The sequence below is a fragment of the Francisella sp. XLW-1 genome, from assembly GCF_008711455.1.
In the GTDB taxonomy this organism is placed as follows: domain Bacteria; phylum Pseudomonadota; class Gammaproteobacteria; order Francisellales; family Francisellaceae; genus Francisella; species Francisella salimarina.
This window is the reverse complement of record NZ_VXKP01000003.1, coordinates 329,348-354,307: the sequence shown is the minus strand read 5'-3', so window position 1 is coordinate 354,307 and position 24,960 is coordinate 329,348. Positions and strand designations below refer to the sequence as shown.

Here is a 24,960-nt window from a genome sequence, read left to right as displayed (position 1 = left end):
GGCTCCGGCCAGGTGAAAGTAGGTAATCGCCATCTTATTCAAATATCAAAGACTTATCGTGATAAGCAATACAAAAAGCCTCATAAATATATGGGGCTTTGTGTTTTTATAACTAACAAATTTAAATACTTATGTCACCTATATTAAACAGCAACTTTCATCTATAATCTCCTGACATTTATATTTATAACTTATGTACTATGATTCTGTCAAAAATATTTGAGCAACAAAGAATTCCTACTATGGAATTATCTAAAGAAATAAGAAAGAAAATTTGGTTAAATAAATTTATTAAATCATATTTAGTCGTATTTATAGGCTATCTTAGTATGTATATGATTCGTAAGAATTTTAATATAGCTCAGAATGATATGATTCAAGATTATGGTCTTTCTTTTACTGATTTAGGACTGATTGGTTTGGGTTTTTCAATTACTTATGGTCTTGGTAAGACTGTGACAACTTATTACTTTGATGGTAAAAATACTAAGCAAGTATTGCCTTTTATGCTTATATTATCTGCAATATGTATGATAGGCTTTGGCCTAAGCCTAGGCAGTAGTACATATAGTATATTTCTTATGATTGCCTTTTATGCTATGAGTGGTTTTTTTCAAAGTCCGGGAGGCTCTTGTAGTTATTCTACTATCACTAAATGGACGCCTAGAAATAGAAGAGGATTTTTTTTGGGACTGTGGAATATGTCTCATAATATTGGTGGAGCATTAGCTGCGGCTGTAGCACTTTTTGGGGCACATGTAGTCTTTGATGGTAATGTGGTTGGTATGTTTATATTTCCATCAGTTCTTTGCTTGATTATTGGTTTTATTGGATTGAGGGTTGGTAATGACTCTCCTGAATCATATGGTCTTGGACCTGTTGAAGAAATATTTGATGAACCTATTAGTGAAGAAGATGCTTATGTTAAAAAAGTACAAATTTCAAAGTGGGAAATTTTTAAGAAATATGTGGTTTTTAATAAGATAATCTGGGTTTTGTGTTTTGCAAATGTCTTTCTATATGTAGTTAGAATTGGTGTGGATCAATGGTCACCTGTTTACGCTCATGAAGTTTTGGGTTTTACAAAAGAAACTTCGGCATGGAGTTACGCATTATTTGAATCAGGAGCTTTAACTGGGACATTATTATGGGGATTACTATCAGATCTTATTAATGGTAGACGTGGATTGACAGCCATTATATGTCTTATAGCTACTATCATCTTAATTTTCTTATATCAGTCCGCTACTAATCAGTATGTATATTTAACGGTTATGTTTCTTTTAGGATTTTGTGTGTTTGGGCCACAGCTTCTTATAGGTGTAGCTGCTGTGGGATTTGTTCCAAAACAGGGGATTGCAGTAGCAGATGGTATAAAAGGTACTTTTGCTTACTTGCTAGGCGATAGTTTTGCTAAACTTGGCTTGGGTATGATTGCCGATAAAAAAATTAGTCTATTTGGATTTGATGGTTGGTATGGAACTTTTATAGCATTATATTTAGCTGCGATTGTATGTTTCGTGCTAATGATGTTTGTAGCTATTGCAGAAGAGAAAAAAATTAAAAGAAATAAAGAGTATTATTCTAAGGCATAACTAAATAGAGATCTAGAATATACCATTATTATTTTTAGCTTCTTTTGGAATAGGTTCCATAAGCTCCCAATGTTCGATAATCTTTCCATCTTTTACTCTAAATGTGTTAATTGCAGCTGTTCCTAAATCTTTTTTTGATGAGTAAAAAATATTTTCTAATATTACATAATCATTACAGGAAAATACTTTTCTTGTCTCAACCCGTGTAAATACTTTTTTATCACCAAGTCCTTTAAGATAGGTAATTAAACCATCTGGTCCATCCTCTGCTGAAGGGTAATGTTGAATATATGTTTTTCCTAAATATTTAGAGACCTCATCTACACTACCTTTATTAAATATTACATTTAATACAGCATTCTCAAAATCAATTACAGTGTTAACATTTTTTTCATTATATTTACATTTGATAATATTAGATTTAGGTATTATTTCTGGTACGGGATTATCTTGTTTATTTGCTAATAATATTGTAGGTATTAGAGTGGCTAATATTCCTAATGATATATACTTCCTCATACAACTCTCTATATTTATTAAAGGGTTAAACCTTTTATTTGTTGCTCAACTTGTTTTAAAGATTTTTCTCGTGTTTCAGCATTTAAATCAACTCCTTCAGCACAGATCACAGTTATATCATTTATACCAATAAAATTAAGAATTGTTTTTAAATAGTTTTCTTGAAAATCTAAAGGTTTTGCAGCTCCTTCACTATAGATATTTCCTTTACTAAGAACAAGGATAGCTTTTTTATTTTTTACTAAGCCTTCAGGTCCATTCTGTGTATATAAGAATGTTTTTCTTGCAATCATTATATTATCAATCCAAGATTTTAGTGTTGAAGGGATACTAAAGTTATACATAGGCGATTCAATAACAATAATATCATTTTCAAAAAGCTCTTCTATAAGCTTGTTTGAGGTAGCAAGTCTATCCTGATTATTATTTGCCATGGCATTAATAAAGTCTGGATTTATATGTTCTACAGAATTATCTACAAGATCTCTCTCTGAAACTTTCACCTTGTCACTGCTTTTCAAATGGCTAATTAAATCATCACCAATTTTTCTTGAAACTGAATTTTCTTCTTTAATACTTGATCTAATATGTAGTACTTTTTTCATTTTATTTCCATGCCTGAGGTTAAAAAAATATACACTTATAATTATCACTGTATTTACCAAATAAAACAAGAATGCACAACTATGATAGCTACTAACAAAAATGTAACTGAAGATGGATATTCTAAAGATTCTTGTAAACCTTTTAGAGAAATCTTAGGTTTAATAGGTGATAAATGGAGTATTATATTAATATCAATACTTGAAGATGGCACTAAAAGATATAGTCAGATTCAGAGAGACCTTAGAGAAATATCCCCAAGAATATTATCGCTAAAGCTTAGAGAACTAGAAAGATGTGGATTAGTATTTCGCGAGGTTGAACCTACCGTTCCACCTAGTGTCTTTTATTCTCTTACAGATCTTGGAAAATCTTTACTAATTCATACGAAAAACATAATACGTTGGGTAGAAGAAAATCAAAATAAGATTGAACAAGCTAATGTGGACTTTAACAAATTAAATTCAAAGTAATTGTAAGCAAGTAACTAATTTTTATAAAATTTTTATACCTTTGCTAAAGTTCATAATAGAATCTTTATATCACTTGAAATTATAATCTATCTCCTAAAAAATATATGTTTAAAGAGGTTGATATGATTATTGTTTCAGCAATTACAATGATAAGTTTGGCGATATATATGACAGCTACGCTTATATATCCAGAGAAATTTTAGCTTATAGGAGAGTATAGCTATGAGTTATAATTTTATTTTGTTTGTGGTTTTTATATTTACATTAGTGATTATTACTAAACCACTAGGAACTTATATATTTAAAGTATTTAATAATGAGAGAACATGGCTTGATTGGTTTGCAAAGCCTTTCCAAAGAGTATATCTATTAATACTTGGCGAGAGCTCAAAAAAAGAACAATCAGCGAAAAGTTATTTTTTTAGTTTACTAAGCTTTTCGATTATGGCGTTTATCTTTGTTTTTATGGTATTACTTTTGCAGGGTCTACTACCTTTTAATCCGCAAGGAATTAAGGGAATGGGATTTTCTCAAGCATTTAATACCGCTGTAAGTTGTGTTACGAACACTAATTGGCAAAGCTATAGTGGTGAGACAGGTGTTAGCTATTTCTCACAGATGCTTGCCCTTGCTGTCCAGAACTTTGTTTCAGCAGCAGTTGGGTTATGCGTTGCAATAGTCTTGATAAGGTCTGTAGCAAGGCATGAGGCTAATAAAGTTGGTAACTTTTGGAATGATTTGGGTAAAGCTATATTTTGGATTTTACTGCCAATATCTATCATAATCGCTATTGTATATATATTCCAAGGCGTGCCACAAAACATTATGGCATATTTACATGTACATACTTTAGCTGGTAGTGATCAAATCATTGCTCAGGGACCTATAGCATCACAAGAAGCTATTAAGTCTTTAGGTACAAATGGTGGAGGTTTCTTTAATGCAAACTCTGCTCATCCTTATGAGAATCCAACTATAATTACAAACTATATTCAGATGGTTTCAATATTTGCTATAGCTGCGGCATTAACTTATACCTTTGGTAAGTGGGTTGGCAACACCAAGCAAGGTTGGATGATATTTGCAGTAATGTTAGTACTATTTGTGATATCTCTAATGGTTATGACAATATCAGAGCTTCATGGCTTAGATTTTTTACATAGCAAAAATATCCAAGATATCTATGGTCAGGTTGGTCATTTATCAAATATGGAAGGTAAAGAGACTCGCTTTGGGATATTTAACTCAACTTTATATAACACTGTTTCAACATCTGCTTCAGATGGCGGTGTAAATAGTGTCATGGATAGTTACTCTGCTATAGGTGGCATGATGGCGATGCTGAATATGGCTATTGGAGAAGTTATCTTTGGTGGTATTGGTGCTGGATTTTATGGTTTCTTTATGTTCTTGATGTTAGCTGTATTTATCGGATCACTGATGATAGGTAGAGCACCAAGCTTTTTGGGTAAGCGTATCGAAGCTAATGATATGAAATGGACAATGTTTGCTCTACTTATATCACCATGTTGTGTATTAGTATTTACAGGTTTGGCAGCAGTTATTCCAAGTGTGCATCAGGCATTAACTAATAGTGGTGCGCATGGTTTTTCAGAGATACTTTATGCTTATATCTCAGTATCTAATAATAATGGTAGTGCTTTTGCAGGTTTAGCAGCAAATACTAGCTATCTGAATATTACAATAGCATTGAGTATGCTTATTGGACGTTTTGGGGTAATATTTGCTGTAATGATGCTAGCAGGATCATTAGTTAAGAAAAAACGTAGTTCACAAATGAGTGAAATAAGCTCACTTGATACAACTAGTTTTATTTTCTCGGTCTTAGTGTTTTTCACAATAGTGCTAATAGGTGGCCTAACTATATTCCCAGCTTTAAGCTTAGGACCAATATTAGATCAACTAAATTTAAATTTCTAATCGGTGATAGTTATGAGTACAAAAAAATCTCCTAATTTATTGTCAAAAGAACTTGTAGTTCCGGCTATAAAGAAGTCTTTTACAAAATGTGATCCTCGTCAGATGATCAAAAATCCAGTAATGTTCTGTGTCGAAGTTGTGACTATTTTGTGTACACTCTATCTAGTTTCAGAAATTGTGCATAAACAAGATATTGGCTTTACATTACAGGTTGTAATATGGTTATGGTTTACAATATTATTTGCAAACTTTGCTGAAGGTATTGCTGAAGGAAGAGGTAAAGCTCAGGCTGATACTCTAAAAGCTGCAAAATCTAAGCTTTTTGCATTAAGAGTTGAAAGTGATGGTAATGTCACAAAAGTAGATGCAGAGAGTTTAAAGATTGGTGATACTGTCATTGTTGAAGCAAATACTCTAATTCCTTGTGATGGTGATGTTATTGAAGGAATGGCAACAATTGATGAATCTGCTATTACTGGTGAATCTGAACCTGTTGTTAAAGAAGCCGGCTCTGATAATTCTGCTGTGACTACAGGCACAAAAGTTCTTTCAGATGCTATCAAAGTTAGAGTTACATCTAATCCAGGTGAGAGCTTCTTGGATAAAATGATAGAACTTGTTGAGGGAGCAAAGCGTCTTAAATCTCCAAATGAGATTGCCTTAACTATTTTATTGTCAGGATTAACACTAATCTTTATATTTGCTATTTGCTCTTTATATGGCATGGCAATGTATAGTAATACAGTTTTATCAGCTGTTGTTTTGATTGCACTTTTTGTGACATTGATACCAACTACAATAGCCGGCCTACTGTCAGCTATTGGTATATCTGGTATGGATAGACTTCTAAAGTTTAATGTTGTGGCATTATCTGGGCGAGCTGTTGAGTCTTCTGGGAATATTGATTTATTACTTTTGGATAAAACAGGTACGATAACTCTAGGCAATCGCTTTGCTACGGATTTTATTGCTTTAGGAGCAACATCTCCAGATGAGTTAGCGCATGCTGCTTGGTTAAGTTCACTTGTTGATGAAACACCAGAAGGTAAATCTATAGTTAAGTTAGCAGAACAGCGTTTTGGGTTTAAACAATCCTCTGTAGATATATCTGAAGCTGAAATCATACCTTTCTCAGCATATACAAGAATGAGTGGTATAAATTACCAAAGTCTTGAAGTAAGAAAAGGGGCGATTTCATCAATAGAAAATTATCTTAAAGATAAGCTTGATAAAGGCCTTCTAAAAATGTTTAGAAAAGTAACAGAGCAGATATCAGAGCAAGGAGGGACTCCTCTAGCAGTGGCTCATAAAGATAAGCTTTTGGGTGTAATTCATCTTAAAGATGTTATAAAGCCACATATTAAAGAGCGCTTCGAAGAGCTACGTAAAATGGGTGTGCAAACTGTTATGATAACAGGAGATAACCCACTAACAGCCGCTGCGATAGCTGCAGAGGCGGGTGTTGATGATTTCGTTGCTCAAGCATCTCCTCAGGATAAACTAGATTTTATAATCAAAGCACAAAAAGACGGCAAAACAGTTGCAATGTGTGGAGATGGTACCAATGATGCCCCAGCTCTTGCGCAGGCGGACGTTGGTATCGCTATGGCAACAGGGACGTCTGCAGCTAGAGAAGCTGGTAATATGGTTGATCTAGATTCAGATCCTAAGAAGATAATTGAAATAGTTAAAATTGGTAAACAAATACTTGTAACTAGAGGAGCATTGACAACATTTAGTATAACTAATGATATTGCTAAGTATTTTGTGGTGATTCCAGCACTATTTGTGACAGCATTTCCTAGTCTTGGTGCGCTTAATTTTATGGGGTTACATTCTTCAACAAGTGCAATACTTTCAGCAGTTATATTTAATGCTCTAATCATTATCTTTCTGATACCTATGGCATTGGTGGGCGTGAAGAATGTTGTAGCATCATCACAAACCTTATTACGAAGAAATCTTCTATATTATGGTTTAGGTGGTGTGATAGTACCTTTTATAGCTATTAAGCTGATAGATATGCTTATAACAGCTATGCATATAGTTTAAGCAAGGAGTTAATCTTATGAAAAACTTATTTAAATCTTTTATGGCGATGTTTTTCCTTACCATTGTGCTTGGTTTAGTTTATCCATTTTTTATAATGGCAATTGGATATGGTGTCGCACATAATCAAGCTACAGGATCACAAGTTTATTATAATGGTAATGTAGTCGGTTCAGAGCTGATTGGGCAAACTATGCCAGATAATTTGTTCCAGTCTAGACCATCAGCATCAGGATATAATCCGTTAGCTACGGGTGGTACTAATTATGCAGTTAATAATCAGACACAGTTACAAGATGTTAAAAATAGAATTAAAGACTTACAAGCTAAGTATGGTGTTAAGCCTATTCCAGAAGATTTAGTTTTTGCATCTGGTAGTGGAGTTGATCCAGAGATAAGTCTGCAAGCTGCGATATATCAATCAGCATATATAGCTCAAAAGAATAACCTTTCTATAGATCAGGTTAATAAACTTATCAAAGAGAATACTAAAGAGCATCTATTTAATGTGGCTACTGTAAATGTTTTACCATTAAATATAGCTCTTTTACAACTGATAGGTAAAAATTCTCAAGGTATATCTAGTCTGATATAATTATATTCTGTGAATATTCTCAACAACTTTAATAGCATTGCTTAAGGCCTCTATGGATAATCAGCAAAAAGTAGATGCACTACTAAATCTAGCAAATAAAAGCCAAGAATCTAAGAAAGGTAAGCTAAAGATTTTTTTAGGTTATGCCCCTGGTGTTGGTAAAAGCTATGCGATGCTTAATAATGCTAGAGCTCTACAAAAAGATAATAAAGATGTGGTAGTTGGGCTTCTTGTTAGTCATGGTAGAGCTGATACGCAAGCGCTATTAGAGGGATTAGAGGTAATGCCACTTAAAAAAGTGACATATAGGGGTAAGGTGTTTGAAGAGCTTGATATAGATGCAATAAAAGCAAGAAAGCCAGATATAGTAATAATCGATGAATTACCACATTCAAATTTGCCGATATCGCGAAATAAAAAAAGATATATTGATATTGAAGAGCTTCTTGACGAAGGCATTTCTGTTTATACTGCGATAAATATTCAGCATATTGCTAGCTTATCTTATGAAGTTACTCAATTAACACAGGCTAATGTGAATGAAATTGTTCCTAATGATTTTATGCAGTCTGCAGATGAGCTTGTTGTTGTAGATGTTAGCCCAGAAGAGCTTATCAAGAGATTAAAACAAGGTAAAGTTTATAAAAGTGATGCAATAAATAGAGCGTTAGAAAGATACTTTCAATATACGAACTTAACTATATTGAGAGACTATACATTTAGGATGGCAGCAAACCATGTTGGTCAAGATATTCAACAATATAGAAAGTTGTATCAAAATGGCAGTGCGATACCTACATCACCATATGTATTAGTTTGTTGTGGTTATGATGAAGCAACCCCTAGTTTACTGCGTAAAGGTAAACTTTTAGCTACAACATTAAATGCTCGATTAATAGCTATATTTGTCCAAAAACCAAATAAAGTTACAAAGACTAGATTAAATTTTGCTGTTATTAGACGCTATAAGATGTTAGCAAATAGTTTAGGTTATAATATTGAGCATATTCTTGGGGATAGGATTTCTGATACGATACTAGAATATGCAAAGTCTATAGGCGCTACTGATTTAGTTATAGCCAAGTCAATACGCCCTAAGTGGAAAGATAGGTTTTTTGGATCTCTTGTCTATGATGTTGTTCGTAATAACAATACGGGAATGCAAATCCATATTGTTTCAATAAACAAAAAAGAATGTAAGGCTGAAGAGCCACAGCCACATAATAAGGCAAACATAAAAGAGTTAGTTCTAGATACTATAAGGTCGGTCTCGATAACTGCAATATCGGGAATATTTATATTTTTTAGTTTGAATATGGCTGGACTAGTATCACAGACTCTCTGTTTCTTGTTAGTTCTTGCCGCTTCTGCATATAGGTATGGTTTGATACCATCTATATTATCCTCTCTAGTGGGACTGTTCTTATATATGTATTTATACCTGGAGCCTAACTTTGTATTTCATATATCTAGCTTAGCGGGAATAATTACATTTGCTTTGTTTATGGCTATCGTTATCTTTTCTAGTCATGTGATTCTACGTACAAAAAGAGCATTCAATCTTCTCCAAGAGCGAGAAAATAATATTTCTGTATTATATCGATTTACAAAGATATTTAATGAGAAAAGTTTAGATAAAGATTTACGTCCAATATTTTTAAATGCTTTGGAAGAATATTTTAAGTGTGATTTTGTATTTTTAAGTGTTTCAAATGGTGAATTAGAATCTTCAGCATTTCCACAACATCCAAATTTTAACCAAAAAGAGTTAGCAGCAGCAAAGTGGAGTTTTAAGTATAAAGATAGTTGCGGTAAAGGGACTAATACTTTTGCGGGATTGGACTGGGCGGTTGAGCCACTAGTTATAGAGAGTAGAGTTCTTGGCGTAATAGCTGTTTATCTAAGCTCAGAAGAAGCTGTAGAGAGGATAGTCACAGATAGTGTAATTCTAAGTAGCATGCTATCTCATATATCGCACTTACTACTTAAAAGAAATCTTGAAAGGCAAGAGAAAAAGTCTCTAGTTCTAGATGAGCAGCGAAGACTACAAAAATCGATGCTATCTTCTGTTTCTCATGACCTAAAGACTCCTCTAGCGTCTATAATGGGAGCCTTAAGTAGTGTTAAATCATTTAAAGAATCTTTTACTCAAGAGCAACAAGATGAAATGATTGACTTAGCTTTGACAGAGTCTAAAAGATTAGATAACTATATAGATAATATAATCCAGATGTTAAAAGTCGACTCAGGAAAACTCTCTTTGAGTATAAGAGATGTTGATAGTAATGATTTCCTTGTAGAAATTGAACAGGTTTGTAAAAGAGTTTATAGCAAGCAGAAATTCAAATTTATAGTCCCACGTGAATCATTTAAAATACAGTTGGATCCTATCCTATTCCAGCAGGTTATTCTTAATTTGGTTGATAATGCGGTTAAATTTACAGCTGATTTTGATAAAGAAGTAATGGTTTCTCTTGTAAGAAAGGGTAACGAAGCTTGTCTTTTTGAAGTAAAAGATCAAGGTATTGGCTTGAAAGAGACTGATATGGAGAAGATATTTACAATTTTTCATAGAATCGAAAAAAGAGACAGCTATACCCATGGTAACGGTTTAGGTTTGGCTATATGTAAAGGGATTGTTACTGCACATAATGGTAAAATACGTGTTTATAGTGATGGCGAGGGTAAAGGAAGTGTTTTTAAAGTTACATTGCCTTTGCAATCAAAATTAGACAATAAGAAAAGATAGATGCTTTAGAAATGATAAAAAAAATACTAATAGTAGAAGATGAACCTCAAATTAAGAAGCTTTTAGAAAAAACTTTTTTGGTACTAGGGTATGATGTTGAGAGTGCACCAACAGCTTCAATAGCGACTAGCTTGCTAGGACAATATCATCCTGATGTTGTAATTCTTGATCTTGGACTTCCTGATCAAGATGGTCAAGATTGGCTTGAGGCTGTAAGAGTTAGTAGTGACGTACCTATTATTGTAGTCTCAGCAAGAAATGATACAGAAGAGGTTGTCAAAGCTTTAGAAAATGGTGCGAATGATTACGTTAAAAAGCCTTTTGATATGCCTGAGCTGATTGCTCGAGTTAGAAGACAGTTGATTGCTATTATTAAAAAAGATCTTGAAATAGCTAATGTATATAGCTTTGATAATCTCATAGTCGACTTAAATGATCATAAGGTTATTTTGGATAATCAAGAAATTCACTTATCAAAAAAAGAATTTTCGATTTTGAGCTATTTAGTTAAACATTCAGGTAAGTTGGTAATGCAGAATACTCTTTTGCATGAGGTTTGGGGAGATTGCTATGGAGATGGTGCTCAGTATCTAAGAGTGTATATTGGACAGTTAAGAAAGAAGCTTTCTGCCTGTAAAAAGCAACCATTAATTATTACAGAGAATGCCATAGGTTATCGCTTTATACCAGCTGACTAGAAAGTATACTTATAGTTTATAAGCTCATCTTTTTTTGGTCCAGATATTTTCCATACTAGACTAATCTCACTCTCTAAATTGTAAAGTTGGGCTGAATATAAATCATCAACACATACATGAGCCTGCTCACTCTGCCATAAGTTATCATCTATATGTATTAAATCAAAAAGTTTGACAAGATTATTATAGCCAAATCGAGCATGAGATAAGCTTATACGCTGTGAATTTATCTTTTGCCAGATATATTCGTTAGAAATATTTATAGGTTTGTTTGAGCTATCAAGTATAAAATAACCTTCTTCTTTGAAATATATACAATTATCTTTTTGTTGAGTTATGACAGTACCATACCCATGTCCATTCCAGCCTGTTTGAGAGTTTTGGCCACTCTTGGATTCATACTTAAAGTGCCGCATATTAAGTAGCTTAGAGAATAGTTCCATAGTATTAGTAAATTTGGTTTTTGTGAATATAGATTATAATGAAAAAATGTTTGGATAAGTCAGCATTATTTGCTTAGTTGTTAAAATAGAGTTATTATTTTAGCGCTTAATAAGAAATTATAATAAACCTTATGAACTCCAGATCTATCGGCTCAGTTTTTTTGATAATAGGTACTACTATTGGAGCAGGAATGCTATCTTTGCCTTTGATAGTTGCTTCATGTGGCTTTACCATGGCTGTAATTCTCTTAATACTTTCCTGGAGTGTGATGTACACAACTGCTCTTAAGCTTTTGAGAGTTTGTGCCGAGTATCCGTTAGGGGTTAATTTCACAACAATGATGCAAGCTCGAGTGTCTAAGGGATATCTAATATTTTTTAGTATTATCTATTTGTTACTACTTTATTCACTTATGTCTGCATATACCACACAGGGCTCATCACTAGTTGCCACACTCGGAGGTGTTGGTGACTCTTCTAAGACATCAGTAGCAATAGCAGCTATTATTTTTACACTAATTTTTGGTGCATTAATGTTCAGCTACAGAGTCAGTGATTATGCTAATAGATTGTTTGTGATGCTTAAATTTCTGTTTTTTGCGGTTGCTATAGTGATTATGCTGTTTTATGTCAATACAAGTTATTTGGAGAGAGCACCTCTTAGCTTTTCAGCATTTATTTTTGCGTGGCCGACATTATTACCATCTTTTGGTTTTCATAATATAATTCCAGTTATTTATGAGTATCAAAAAGGAGATGTTAAAAGTTTAAAAAAAAGCATACTTATCGGTAGCTTATGTGTTTTAGTAATATATATAGTATGGATTCTTTTAGCTTTAGCCCTTATTCCTCAGCAAGGTTTACACAGCTATCAAATATTATTTAGCTCTGGTAATAATACACCTATGGGTCTTGCTTCAGAGATTAGACAAGTCTCAAAGTCTGCTTCCTTAGAGGTTGGATTAAATGTATTTATGCACATAGCAATTATTACGTCTTTTATTGGAGTAGGAATTTCTTTACTACATTATATTCGTGATTTATTCTCTCGTTATAATAAGCAGATTGGTAATATTGTATTAGGCTTAATCTGCTTTATACCGCCTTTAATATTTACAGTTTTTTATCCCAGAGGTTTTATACTCGCTTTACAGTATGCAGCAATATTTGCTGTGATAATATTCGTGTACACGCCTTCATTTTTAAGTAGAAGAGCAGACCTTAAAGTATATTATTCAAATATTTATGTGATTGCGATGGGAAGCATTGTAATACTTTTTCAAATTTTTAATTTGTGTTTTGATATTAATCCATTTACTGGTTTCTAAATAGTCGATGATAATTTAGGCTAGAACATATATAATGTATGATAAGCATTTTTGTAAGTATAAGATTATAGAGTTATGAGATTTGTAGATGAAGTCGTTATTAAGCTTCAAGCCGGTAAGGGTGGTAATGGTTGTGTGAGCTTCCGTAGAGAAAAATATGTCCCTCGTGGTGGACCAGATGGTGGTGATGGTGGTCATGGTGGCAGCATATATCTCAAGGCAGATGAGAATGTGAACACTCTGATTGATTATCGTTACAAAAGAGAATACTACGCTGAAAATGGACGTCCTGGCGAAGGCCGTAATTGCTATGGTAAAGCCGGAGAAGATTTATATCTTGTAGTGCCGGTTGGTACTAGCGTATTTGATGCTGAAACCAATAAAAAAATTGGCGAAGTTCTAAATAATGGTGAAATCTTCAAGCTAGTTTCTGGGGGTAAAAGAGGGATAGGTAATACGCACTTCAAGAGTAGTACAAATCAAGCTCCAAGAAAGTTCACCTTAGGAGAGGAAGGCGAATATAAAGAAGTTCGCCTAGAGTTAAATTTATTGGCAGATATTGCATTGCTAGGATTGCCAAATGCTGGAAAATCAACACTTATTCGTTCTGTATCTGAAGCTACGCCAAAAGTTGCAGACTATCCATTTACAACAATGTATCCACACTTAGGAGTAGTCAAGGTTGGTGTAGATAGTTTTGTGATGGCGGATATCCCAGGAGTTATTGAGGGTGCCGCTGAAGGCGCTGGACTTGGTCTTAGATTTTTGAAGCACTTAACTCGAGCAAGATGCGTGTTGCATGTTGTAGATATTTGTCCATTTAACGAGTCTGATCCTGTAGAAAACTATTTTGCAGTTGAGAAAGAGCTTAAAAAATATAGTGAAGAACTATATGATAAGCCTAGATTTTTAGTTATTAATAAGATTGATTTGCTTGCTGATGAGGTAGAAGAAAGGTGCCAAGAATTTGTCAAACAGATAGGTTATGAAGGTAATTATTACACGATATCAGCAGCTATGAAAAAAGGAACACAAGAGTTAGCGAAAAAGCTTAATGAGTTTTTACAAAAACAAGAATAGGCTGTAGATGAAAATAAAGAATCTTATATTTGGCTCACCAATTCCTAATGCAAAGCAACAGGATCAAAAAATTGGCTTATTTGCTGGGTTTGCAATATTATCATCAAATGCATTATCTTCAGTCTCTTATGCCACTGGAGAGGTATTTATAGTTTTAGCCACGGCAGGTGCTGCGGCTGTTTCACAGTACTCTATAGGAGTATCTGTGATGGTTATATTATTAATGTTACTGATGGGTTTTTCTTATGCTCAAGTCATAAAAGCTCATCCAGAGGGTGGTGGGTCTTACTCAATAGTAAAAGCACACTTTAGTGAAAAATTAGTTTTATTGACCTCAGCATCATTGATTATTGATTATATACTTACTGTAGCAGTATCAGTATCAACAGCTGCGGTAGCAATTAGTTCAGCATTCCCAGCCTTAGAAAATTATAGCACTAAGTTAGCATTATTTTTTTTGGTTTTTTTGATGATTATGAATCTAAGAGGGGTAAAGTCTACAGCTAAAATATTTGTATGGCCAACATATATGTTTATTGTCTCAATAATTGTGATGATAATAGTGGGTATATATCAATATAATCAAGGCACTTTAGAGACATTTGCTTACCAACAAGACTATCTTAATCAAATGCAAGCATCGATGGGTGTTTTAACAATAACTCTTGTTCTTCGAGCTTTTTCTTCAGGAAGTGCTGCTTTGACTGGTATAGAGTCCTATGCTAATGGAGTCGCTGCTTATAAGTCTCCAGGACTATCTAAGGCTATTATTGGCCTATTATTAATGGTTTTTTTGTCTATAGTGATGTTCGCAGGAGTTACTTTTATTGCTGCAAAAACTGAGATACTTCCTAACTTCTCTGAAAGCGTATTATCTCAAGTAGCTCATCAAGTATTAGGGAATGGCTTTTTTTATTATTTTTTACAAGCATCAACCTGCTTAATTTTGCTTATGGCTGCTAATACATGTTTCACAGGTTTTCCTATTCTTGCTGCAATCATGAGTAAAGATAATTATCTGCCTGAGCAGCTTCAGCGTTTAGGCGATAGATTTGCTTTTAGAAATGGTATTCTTATTTTGACAGTTCTGTCAGCTATTTTAGTTATTATTTTTGATGCTAAGGTTAGTAGGCTAATACCTTTGTATGCATTTGGCGTTTTTATCGCATTTACTCTTTGTCAAGCTGGCTTGGTTAAATATTGGTATAAGAATAAACGTACTTACAAGAGCTGGGGTATTAGAGCGTTCGTTAATGCTTTTGGTTGTGTGGCAACTTTTGTTGTCTTAATCACTATTATTGAAAGTAAGTTTTTCGAAGGTGTTTGGATAGTAATAATTGCTATATTGATAATAATGTATGGCTTATATTCAATCAAAATGCATTATATCAAGAGAGAGCATAGCTTAGCGCAGAGTGTTGATGAGGCCATAGTCAATGCTTGTATACATGAGAGCTTAAAGCCAAAGATAGTTATATTAGTATCTCGTATTCACCGGGGTACAATAGATGCGTTGACATTGGCGAGAAATATCTCTGATGATATAACACCAGTATTTGTTTCAGCAAATGAGAAGAAAATTGAAAAAATAAAAACAGAGTGGAAAAATCTTGCTTTTAAAGAAAAGCTCTTGGTTATGCGTCCAGTTTATAATTCGTTTATCACACCTGTACTGCAGATTTTACACAAGAATGATTTAAGAGACCCTGAGAAAGGATATTCTGTGGTAATAATTCCTGAGGTTGTAAATACAAAGTGGTGGCACTTTTTATTACATAACCAAAATTCGCGAATGGTTAAACTAGCTATTGCTGCAATGGATAAAAAAGATAATAAGACAGCTACCAGAGTGGTTATCTCTGTACCGTATAAGGCAGAGTAGCTGATGTTGAGATTTTTTGGAAATTTCTGGCATATATCTGATTTTTTCTGGAAAAGTAAGTACGGTAAAATAGCTCTAGCAATAGTAGCTTTGTTGCTGGTTCTTGAGGGCTTGGGGGTTGCTCTAAGTGTTTACTTAAACTCGTGGAATGTTGGGTTTTATAACTCAATTCAAGAATATAATAAGGCATTGCTGATACATCAATTAATTATCTTTATAGTCTTGATATCATTGATGATGTTTAACTTCTTTCTATCATATTTAGTTAAGCAGTTTTTTGTTATTTTTATCCGTAAACCAATGACTGATTTTTATACTAAAAATTGGCTGTACTCACGATCATACTATAGAAGTAAACAGGTTGATAATCCAGAAGAAAGGATTGATGAAGATGTTACAAGATTTATTACCGATTCACAGTCATTATTTTTGGGAATTACAAGAAGTATTTTTAGTTTTTTCTCATTTGCGGTAGTTTTGTGGGGATTATCAGGAGACTATACTTTCAATATTTTAGGTGTAGATATTACCATCTATGGCTATCTTTTTTGGGTGGCTTTTTTATTAGGTCTTTTGAATATAGTCGTAGTATTTTGGGTTGGTAAACCCTTGAAAAAACTGGTGTATCAAAAGCAGAAGTTACAAGCTAACTTCAGATATCACTTATCTACCATCAGAAATAATAGACTTTCAGTTAGAGACTATAACGCTGAAAGATATGAATATGCTCGTTCTAGAAGGAATTTCAAAGCAATTGTAACTAACTTCTATAGTTTAATGTTTCGTAATGCAAAAATAGATGTTGTAAATACGCTATTTAGTCAAGTCTATGCGATTATCGGTACAATTTTGTCATTGCCTAGATATTTTGCAAAACAGATAAGTTTTGGTCAGATGATGCAGGTAAACTCAGCAGTAATGCAAGTTATATTCCCTATGGTTTATCTTACATATGTGTATGAGACATTAGCTAGTCTAAGGGCTAGTATGTCACGGCTTACTGAGTTAAAGCATGAAATTTCATCAGAAAAACTGAGTGATGATGAAACAGATTTACTAAACTGTGAAGAAAGTATTTTAGAGGTAAATAGTTTTTCGTTACAGAAATCACAAGACTCGCCATTTTTGTTAGACAATATATGTTTCAGGCTAAAGAACCATGAAAGGTTGCTTATAAGCGGACATTCTGGGATTGGAAAAAGTACTTTGTTAAGAGCCATTGCTGGGGTAGGATGTGGTAGTCATGAGGGAGATATTATCTTTGCTAGGAAGTGTCTCAAGATTTGTTTACTACCTCAGAAGCCTTACTATCCTGAAGATGATTTTAAGAGAGCTGTTTTTTATCCAATACAAACAGGTTTACCATCAGATGATAGATTTATTGAGATACTAGAATTATTAAATGTTGGCTACCTGACCAAATATATAAATACAATAAATGATTGGCGAAATTTTCTATCGTCTGGTGAACAACAAAAGCTCAATTTCTGTAGGATTTTTGTTAAGGAGTATGATTTGTTGTTACTTGATGAGGCAACTTCAAACATTGATGTGAACTCTGAAAGAAAAATATATGAAATTCTACAAGAAAAGGGCTTTGCGTATATTTCAACAAGTTATAGTGAGAGAGTAAGAGAGTATCATAATAATTTTTTAGATTTTTCTAATGATTGATCAAAAGATGGACAATAATACTAGCAAAATATCCTAAGGCGATAACCCAAGTCCATTTGAGGTGTCCCATGAAGGTATATTTACCTTTGGATTTGCCCATAACAGCAACACCCGCTGCTGAACCTATAGCTAGTAAGCTACCACCAACTCCTGCAGTTAGAGTTATTAATAGCCACTGGGCATGCTCCATTGTTGGATTCATACTAAGTACTGCAAACATAACAGGTATGTTATCAATGATTGCTGAAAGTATACCAATGATGGTATTGGCTTGAGTGTGAGCAGAGAATATGCTTGGAGCAATTGACTGCATGTCTGTGTAAATATATTGAGAAGCAAGGCCAAGATAGCCTAAAGCGGCTAGCCCCTGTACAGAAACTAATATTCCATAGAAAAATAATAATGTATCCCATTCAGCTTCCTTGACCTTATCAAAGATATCAAAAGCATGGGGAGGCATTTTGTGTTTCTTTGGATTCCTATTTTCATAAGCAATTTTCAATCCATAGATATAGTTATATATCATTACATACCCAAAACCTGTCATCATTCCTAGAGATGGTGGTAAGTGAAGTAAATGTTCAAATGATACAGCTGTAGCGATCGTTAAGATAAATAGTAAAATAACGGGAATGGCACCTCGCTTTAGCTCTACCTTTTCTTCTATTATCGATTGAGATTCCATTTTTGGCACAAAGAAGCTCATGATAATGGCAGGTACAAGGAAGTTTACTAATGATGGAATAAAGATTGCGAAAAACTCAGTGAATTTAACAATGCCTGTTTGCCATACCATAAGTGTTGTAATATCACCAAATGGCGAGAATGCACCTCCAGCATTTGCTGCAACAACTACATTCACACATGCCATTGTTATAAATTTTTTATTGTCTTTGCCAATAGATATCACAACAGTGCTCATTACTAGTGCTGTTGTTAGGTTATCAGCAACTGCTGATAAGAAAAAAGATATAATACCTGTAAGCCAAAATGTAGCAAGATATCCGAAACCAGCTCTTAGTAGTGTGCTTTTTAGCTTGGCAAAGACATTGCGATCCTCCATTAGGTTAATATATGCCATTGCGACTAATAAGAATAATAAGAGCTCACCATATTCGGTCATAATATGGTCAAAGTTTGAGTGAACAATATTGTTCGCTCCAAGTGACTTTCCAACTATTGCAACAAGTATCCAAATAATACCTGCAGCGAGGATTACAGGTTTGGACTTATTGAGTTTTGTGAAATCTTCTGTCATAACGAATAAGTAAGCAATTACAAAAACCACAACTGCGGCTATAGCTAGTGGCTGATCAATAGCATGAACACTCACAGCACTCAGAGACTCTGTCCCTTGGGCAAATGACAAAATAGGTAAGATACTCATAAGTATTATGAGTGAGAGTTTTTTATACATCATATCTAAACAAAAATTATTGATGGCGCTATTATAACATTGTCAGCTAGAGAGTTAAGAATAAAACATACTTTTACTTTCAGTAGCACTACTATACTAAATGAGTAACATATTTATATTATTCTGATATAATAACCCGCTACTTACAAATAAAATACAAGGGGTGTTTCTATGTGGAAATATTCTCCAATAAAAACTATTCTTATTCTTGGTCCTATGGTCTTTGCTTTTGCATTGGCTATGGATGTCTATATGCCCGTTCTACCAGATATGCGCGAAGCGCTAAATACAACCCAGCAAATGGTACAAGTTACATTGTCTTTATTTTTGGTTGTTACAGGTATTGGTCAGCTTATTTTAGGTCCGCTATCTGATCAATTCGGTAGGTTCAAAGTTATATTAACTTCTTCAATTATATTTTTAGTTGGATCAGTTTTATGTGCGATTTCTCAAGATATTGAGTTTTTGATATTTTCGAGGGTTATCCAAGCGGTAGGCTGTTGTGGTTTATCTGTATGTGCTTTTGCAATTATTAGAGATGCATTTTTTGGTAAAACTAGTTCGATGATATATAGTTTTATTAATGCGATAATTTCAGTCTCGCCAATAATTGGGCCATTAATTGGTGTACAGTTGGCGATACATTTTCCATGGTATTCAGCTTTTATATTTCTAGCAATATTAGCTTTTGTGGCATTTTTGATAATAGTATTTTTTGTCAAAGAAAGCTTACCTGTAGAAAGACGCAAAAAGATGACTTGGAGTGTTTTTGCGAGATATTTACATGTGTTAAAGTCTCTGCAATTTTGGGCATACTCTTTAGCAGCGGTATCAGGAATGGTTTCATTTTTTATATTATTTTCAATGACACCATATATTATCAACTATTTAGGTTATCCAATCTCAGAGATATATATTGTATTTGGCTCAGCAGGGGTGGCATTTCTGATAGGTTCAATATTTGCTGGAGTTATTGTTAATGCACTTGGTGTCTATAACACCGCCTTTCTTGGTGTGGTGTGTGTATTTATTGCAGGTGTTTTGTCATTTAGTATATATGAAATATGGGGATTAAGTTTATGGGGCTTTTTTGCTCCGTGTTTCTTAGCGACATTTGGTTGTGCCCTTACCGCAGGTACTGGCGCTAGTGGTAGCATGGAGCCATTCTATGAAATGGCGGGTGTTGCAGCAGCATTATTTGGAACTATGGAGTTTGCTATTAGTGGAACTATAGGCAGCATAGCTATGTTATTCCCAGCAACTAGCTCTTTACCAATAGCAATTACAATGATTATTATTTCTATTATTGCGGCTTCATTGTTAATTCTAGTCAAAATTACACAAACAAAAGAATAGCTAATATTTATAAATCTTAGAAGTTATTTGTTAAAAACTATATTTAGTACAGTCAAGTCGATATGGAGCTCTTACTGGAATTGGTATATGGATTCGTGGAGAAAAATTGCTCCAATAAGATGCTTTGGTATTTTTCTTATGATATTGATAATAATATACGAAGTTTTCTTTAAAACATCAGCATAAATTAGCATATTAATCTTGATTTAGATTTCTTATCATTAATGCAAACTTCATATCATCAGGTGTGACATTATCAAATCTAACTTTAGCTTGATAGCCACTACCTTTTGCCTCCTCCATATGATTACCATCTTTGTCTAGCATATTGTCTAGTGTTATTTCACGACTACCAGATGGCAACATAAGTTCGATACTATCGCCGATTTTCATTTTGTTACGGACATTGATATCAGCATAGCCAGTATGCTCATCGAAGTTTGTTATTTCACCAACAAACTGCTGAGTAGAACTACGTGAGTCTGAGTTTTCATACTTTTGATACTCATCATGAACATGGCGACGATAGAACCCTTCGGTATAACCTCTGTGAGCGAGACCTTCAAGTTTATCCATAAGCGTCATGTCAAAAGGTTTGCCTGCAAGAACATCTTTGATAGCTTGATCATATAGCTGAGCAGATCTAGCAGCATAGAAAAATGATTTTGTGCGACCCTCTATCTTAAAGCAATCAACACCCATTTTCATCATTGCTTCTACATGCTGTATAGCTCTTAGGTCTTTTGAATTCATGATGTAAGTGCCATGTTCATCTTCAAACATTGGGTTATATTGTCCTGGCTCTTTGTCATTCTCTATAAGCACTACTTTATCTGAAGGTGTACCTATACCAAGAGTTGACTTGACTTCAACAGGTTCGAAATCTCCCCACTCGTTTTGTTTTGCTTCAGCAACTTTGTAGTTATTGCGACAAGCATTATTACATACACCTTGGTTAGGATCTCTATGACTGTAGTATCCTGATAGTAGACATCTACCTGAGTAAGCCATACATAATGAGCCATGAACAAATGTTTCAATTTCCATATCTGGAACATGCTCTTTGATCTCTGCGATTTCTTTTAGAGATAGTTCTCTTGATAATACAACGCGTGTAATACCAAATTTTTGCCAAAATCTAACAGTTTCATAGTTCACAGCATTGGCTTGAACTGATAAATGTATCTCTTGGTCTGGGAAGTTCTCTCTAACTAGCATAATCATGCCAGGGTCTGACATAATCATTGCATCAGGTTTAAGAGCAAGTACGGGAGCTATATCTTTGATGTAAGTTTTGATTTTAGCATTATGTGGAGCTATATTATTAGCTAGCATTATCTTTTTGCCTTGCGCATGGGCTTCAGTAATTGCTGTCTCAAGAGTTTCTAATTTTGAGAACTCATTATTTCTAGCCCTTAGGCTATAGCGAGGTTGTCCAATATATACTGCATCAGCCCCATAAGCGAAAGCATAGCGCATAGCTTTTAAGGTGCCAGCCGGTGACAATAGTTCAGGTCTTTTCATGTGTTTTTATCCTTTGATTTCTTAATACTAAGAAGCTAGTTGTTTGATTTATTTTAGCTAAATATCTACTTTGTATTTATCAATATAGAATTCTAGCCTCTTTTAAGTGAATTTCCAAATCTAAAATATGCTGTAGTTCACATTGATATACGATTATGATATTATCAGATAAGCTAAATTGTGATTACAATCGACTTCTTAAATTTTATAGGATTTAATGATATGAATTTTGAGCTTGCTAGAGAGAATATGGTAAAGCAACAAGTCCTCACTGAAGGTCTTTCTTTAGATGGTGTTGCAGAGATTATGGCGGATATCCCTAGAGAGATTTTTCTACCCAAGGAGTATCAATCTTTAGCATACTGTGATACTAATCTTGTAATAGATGATAGAGAGCTCAGAAGCCCTATGTTTACAGCTAGGTTAATAGAAGCTTTAGCTATGAAAAAAACTGATAATGTATTAAAGCTTGGTTTAGAAACTGGATATCCAGTAGCGTTGATAGCCAAATTGTGTAACAGTGTAGAGCTTGTTGATTATGATGAAGAAAGACTAGCTATTGCAAGACGTAATTTAGCAAAAGTAGATGTTTATAATGTCGAATTTAATAGCGCTGAGCATCTTACAAACATTATAAAGAATGCCAAGAAATATAATTGTATATATATATCAAATTTTGTAGAAGAAAATGAGGTAGATGAGTCTCTGCTAGATCTTCTTGAGGTTGGTGGTAGATTAGTTTTTGTTGTAAGAACTGATGTGTGTGACAAAGCTTACCTTATAACTAAAACAGTAAAAGAAACGCACCAAAAGAGTTTTCTTTTTAATGTTTATAATAGATAAAATATTATGAAGAAATTAACTCTATGCTTTATTGGTTTGTTTTCGATGTTTACGGCATTTGCCAACGAAGATACTCCTGTGCCAGAATATAAATATGCTGGAAGGCCTGTTGGTACAAATATAAGTCAAAACCCCTATAGTGTAGAAAAGCAATATGCGAAAGCTGATGAAATCAAGGTAGATAACAAGTTTTATGATCTTAAAAAGGCTGATGAAGTCGCAATGGTTCGTAATACTGAAGATAAGTTTTATAGTTTAGTTGATATTTATAAGTTGGCTGCTGAACATAATGCAGATTACCAAGCCGCTAGATCAACTTTTGCCGCTAATGTTGAAACAGTACCAGCTGCTTTGGGTGCATTGTTACCACAAATTGATTTTAACTATAACCTTAGACGAGATCTATATAATCAGTTTGGTGGTAGGGTTAATGATACTGCAAATAATCTTAATTTTAGTGGTTCACAGGTACTTTTTGATTGGAGTAAATGGAAGACATATACCCAGGCTACATATTTGCAAAAATCTTATGCAATGATTTACGCAAAAGCAGAGCAAACTCTTATTACAGACACGGTTACAGCATATTTTGAGCTTCTAAGAGCAGAGCAGGCGTTACAGTTCCAATTTGCGAACGAAGCATGGAACAAAAAGCTATATTTGACACAAAAGTATCAATATAATTCTGGTATGGTATCTTATGCGGATTTCAAGACCACAGATGCTCAGTATCGTCAAGCCGTGGCTGATAGAGTTAGTGCTCAGAGGAACTTCATTAATGCAAAAGCAGTAATGGCAAAACTTATAGGTAAACGTATTAGTTCGATTCTGTATATTTCAAAAGATACTGAATTTGGTAATCCTGTACCAGATGATATTAACTATTGGCTGAATACTGCAGAGAAGTACAATCTTGATATTGCACAGAAGAGATTTGAATATCAAGCAGCTCAAGAAGGTGTTGGCATAGAGTGGGGTAATTTCTTTCCTAAGGTTAACCTAACAGGTGGTATGTTGATGTCAAGAAATGCTCTTTCTGGAAATCAACAGCAGATAGAAAAAATCCCTACTAAATATGATGTTGCTAATATTGGTGGTGAGGCTAATTGGAACCTATTGAGAGGTGGCTCTGATTATGCGAAGCTTAAACAGGCAAGCTATAATAATCAAGCAGCTAATTACGCACTACTTCAAACACAAAGAGAGGTTTATGCAGGGACTGTTGAAGCATATCAAACAGTTGTTTTAGATGCTGTGAGAATAGATGCCTTCAGGAAATCAGTATATGCAGGTATCGCTTCTGTAAAAGCCATATTAGACGGTTTTGAGGCTGGTACACAGACTATTGTTGATTTGCTTAACCGACAGGCGATACTTGTACAGGCGCAGCTTTCATTCGCTGATGCTATATTTAATTATGTTGAGGATTATGTTAGGTTGAAACAGTTGCAAGGTGGTTTGACCTATAAGGATGTTGAGTATATAAATAATATCCTTGGTAAAACAGATATAATCTCGCAGATTGCTACGGAGTAATTATTGTAATGTCTCAAATTTCAGCTTTTATTTTAGACTTTGAAAAATATAAGGCTGAGACTCTTAAAAACTATCTTTCCTCTAAAAAAAATATCAACTTAGAAAAGCTAACTAATAAGCAAAAAATATTCTCACAGTTTATTCGTTACTTTGTGTTCGAAAGGTTTTATGGTATTGATAATCTAGAGTTTGCATATAAGCATGGTAAACCATATCTTGATGGCAGTAAATTTTTTTTTAATATAAGTCATACTCATAACAAGGCGATAATGGTTGTTGCCTGTAATGAGATTGGAATAGATGCTGAGATTGTATCAGCAAAGAGAAATGTTCTTTTGATAGCTGAGCGATATTTTACTCAGCAGGAGTATCAAAGTATAGAAAATAGTGAGGATGTTTATAGCGAGTTTTATAAATTATGGACTCTCAAAGAAGCACAGGTGAAAAGAAATGCTCTTGGAATTGCTAGAGGGCTTTCTGATGCGAAATTTACTAAGAAGAGTACTCAATGGGTAAGTAATAACTATCCTGAGGATTTTTTTTCATTTACCTATCAAGAGTTATTAATTTCTATTTGCTCACAAAATATTGTGAATCAAAAGATAGATTTATATGAAATACAGGATTTTAATTTTATAAGTAAGAGTTATTAGGG

Annotated in this window: 20 protein-coding genes; 15 read left to right on the top strand and 5 right to left on the bottom strand. The window is 33.9% G+C overall.

Annotated features, from left to right (window positions below):
* Positions 1 to 200 precede the first annotated feature (200 nt).
* Positions 201 to 1,595, top strand: a complete 1,395-nt coding sequence (gene uhpT, locus F3D59_RS06435; RefSeq protein WP_146420964.1) for a hexose-6-phosphate:phosphate antiporter — start codon at positions 201 to 203, stop codon at positions 1,593 to 1,595.
* A 12-nt stretch (positions 1,596 to 1,607) separates the two neighbouring features.
* Here the strand turns inward: uhpT and F3D59_RS06430 are convergent, their stop codons facing one another.
* Together F3D59_RS06430 and F3D59_RS06425 are read right to left on the bottom strand one after the other, a co-directional pair.
* Positions 1,608 to 2,114 carry a nuclear transport factor 2 family protein gene (locus F3D59_RS06430; RefSeq protein WP_150464228.1) on the bottom strand — a complete coding sequence of 169 codons (507 nt, stop codon included), beginning with the start codon at positions 2,112 to 2,114 and terminating at the stop codon, positions 1,608 to 1,610.
* A 17-nt stretch (positions 2,115 to 2,131) separates the two neighbouring features.
* Positions 2,132 to 2,719, bottom strand: a complete 588-nt coding sequence (locus F3D59_RS06425; RefSeq protein ID WP_150464227.1) for an FMN-dependent NADH-azoreductase — start codon at positions 2,717 to 2,719, stop codon at positions 2,132 to 2,134.
* An 81-nt stretch (positions 2,720 to 2,800) separates the two neighbouring features.
* Between F3D59_RS06425 and F3D59_RS06420 the strand changes: the two genes are divergently transcribed.
* The 6 genes from F3D59_RS06420 (at position 2,801) to F3D59_RS06395 (ending at position 11,222) form a co-directional block, all read left to right on the top strand.
* Entirely contained in the window at positions 2,801 to 3,190 is a 390-nt protein-coding gene (locus tag F3D59_RS06420; protein ID WP_146420961.1) for a winged helix-turn-helix transcriptional regulator, read from the top strand.
* 222 nt (positions 3,191 to 3,412) lie between these two features.
* Positions 3,413 to 5,131 (top strand): potassium-transporting ATPase subunit KdpA, encoded by a 1,719-nt coding sequence (kdpA, locus tag F3D59_RS06415; RefSeq protein ID WP_150464226.1) that lies wholly within the window; start codon positions 3,413 to 3,415, stop codon positions 5,129 to 5,131.
* A gap of 12 nt (positions 5,132 to 5,143) precedes the next feature.
* Positions 5,144 to 7,183 (top strand): potassium-transporting ATPase subunit KdpB, encoded by a 2,040-nt coding sequence (gene kdpB, locus F3D59_RS06410; RefSeq protein WP_004286908.1) that lies wholly within the window; start codon positions 5,144 to 5,146, stop codon positions 7,181 to 7,183.
* A 16-nt stretch (positions 7,184 to 7,199) separates the two neighbouring features.
* A complete protein-coding gene (locus F3D59_RS06405; RefSeq protein WP_150464225.1) occupies positions 7,200 to 7,775 on the top strand; it encodes a potassium-transporting ATPase subunit C in 576 nt (191 codons plus the stop codon).
* Positions 7,776 to 7,827: 52 nt separating this feature from the next.
* On the top strand, positions 7,828 to 10,524 hold the full coding sequence (locus tag F3D59_RS06400; RefSeq protein WP_150464224.1) for an ATP-binding protein: 2,697 nt from the start codon (positions 7,828 to 7,830) through the stop codon (positions 10,522 to 10,524).
* 11 nt (positions 10,525 to 10,535) lie between these two features.
* Positions 10,536 to 11,222: a response regulator transcription factor gene (locus F3D59_RS06395; protein WP_150464223.1), complete on the top strand. Its 687-nt coding sequence runs from the start codon at positions 10,536 to 10,538 to the stop codon at positions 11,220 to 11,222.
* Here F3D59_RS06395 and F3D59_RS06390 read toward each other — a convergent pair.
* The gene (locus F3D59_RS06390) at positions 11,219 to 11,665 is read right to left on the bottom strand and encodes a DUF6314 family protein (RefSeq protein WP_150464222.1); all 447 of its coding nucleotides are present in this window, start codon (positions 11,663 to 11,665) and stop codon (positions 11,219 to 11,221) included. The two genes, F3D59_RS06395 and F3D59_RS06390, sit on opposite strands and share 4 nt — an antisense overlap.
* Positions 11,666 to 11,796: 131 nt before the next feature.
* Here F3D59_RS06390 and F3D59_RS06385 point away from each other — a divergent pair, with 131 nt between their 5' ends.
* The 4 genes from F3D59_RS06385 (at position 11,797) to F3D59_RS06370 (ending at position 17,629) form a co-directional block, all read left to right on the top strand.
* Positions 11,797 to 12,993 (top strand): amino acid permease, encoded by a 1,197-nt coding sequence (locus F3D59_RS06385; protein WP_150464221.1) that lies wholly within the window; start codon positions 11,797 to 11,799, stop codon positions 12,991 to 12,993.
* Between the two features lie 75 nt (positions 12,994 to 13,068).
* Complete coding sequence (gene cgtA / locus F3D59_RS06380; RefSeq protein ID WP_149368915.1) at positions 13,069 to 14,073, top strand: Obg family GTPase CgtA; 1,005 nt, start codon at positions 13,069 to 13,071, stop codon at positions 14,071 to 14,073.
* 7 nt (positions 14,074 to 14,080) lie between these two features.
* On the top strand, positions 14,081 to 15,955 hold the full coding sequence (locus F3D59_RS06375) for an APC family permease (protein WP_146420952.1): 1,875 nt from the start codon (positions 14,081 to 14,083) through the stop codon (positions 15,953 to 15,955).
* Positions 15,956 to 15,958: 3 nt separating this feature from the next.
* Positions 15,959 to 17,629 (top strand): ABC transporter ATP-binding protein/permease, encoded by a 1,671-nt coding sequence (locus F3D59_RS06370; protein ID WP_150464220.1) that lies wholly within the window; start codon positions 15,959 to 15,961, stop codon positions 17,627 to 17,629.
* Here the strand turns inward: F3D59_RS06370 and nhaD are convergent.
* Positions 17,619 to 19,046, bottom strand: coding sequence for a sodium:proton antiporter NhaD (gene nhaD / locus F3D59_RS06365; protein WP_013922270.1), 1,428 nt, complete (start codon positions 19,044 to 19,046; stop codon positions 17,619 to 17,621). The genes F3D59_RS06370 and nhaD overlap by 11 nt on opposite strands.
* 171 nt (positions 19,047 to 19,217) lie before the next feature.
* On the opposite strand from nhaD, the gene F3D59_RS06360 reads away from it, so the two are divergent.
* On the top strand, positions 19,218 to 20,402 hold the full coding sequence (locus F3D59_RS06360) for a multidrug effflux MFS transporter (protein ID WP_150464219.1): 1,185 nt from the start codon (positions 19,218 to 19,220) through the stop codon (positions 20,400 to 20,402).
* Between the two features lie 195 nt (positions 20,403 to 20,597).
* Here the strand turns inward: F3D59_RS06360 and yegQ are convergent, their stop codons facing one another.
* Positions 20,598 to 21,926: a tRNA 5-hydroxyuridine modification protein YegQ gene (gene yegQ / locus F3D59_RS06355; protein WP_150464218.1), complete on the bottom strand. Its 1,329-nt coding sequence runs from the start codon at positions 21,924 to 21,926 to the stop codon at positions 20,598 to 20,600.
* Positions 21,927 to 22,148: 222 nt separating this feature from the next.
* Here yegQ and F3D59_RS06350 point away from each other — a divergent pair, with 222 nt between their 5' ends.
* From F3D59_RS06350 to F3D59_RS06340, 3 genes are read left to right on the top strand one after another with little or no spacing between them, the layout of a single operon-like run.
* On the top strand, positions 22,149 to 22,769 hold the full coding sequence (locus F3D59_RS06350) for a protein-L-isoaspartate O-methyltransferase family protein (RefSeq protein ID WP_150464217.1): 621 nt from the start codon (positions 22,149 to 22,151) through the stop codon (positions 22,767 to 22,769).
* A gap of 6 nt (positions 22,770 to 22,775) precedes the next feature.
* A complete protein-coding gene (locus tag F3D59_RS06345; RefSeq protein WP_150464216.1) occupies positions 22,776 to 24,305 on the top strand; it encodes a TolC family protein in 1,530 nt (509 codons plus the stop codon).
* Between the two features lie 8 nt (positions 24,306 to 24,313).
* The gene (locus F3D59_RS06340; RefSeq protein WP_150464215.1) at positions 24,314 to 24,958 is read left to right on the top strand and encodes a 4'-phosphopantetheinyl transferase family protein; all 645 of its coding nucleotides are present in this window, start codon (positions 24,314 to 24,316) and stop codon (positions 24,956 to 24,958) included.
* The last annotated feature ends 2 nt before the right edge of the window (positions 24,959 to 24,960 follow it).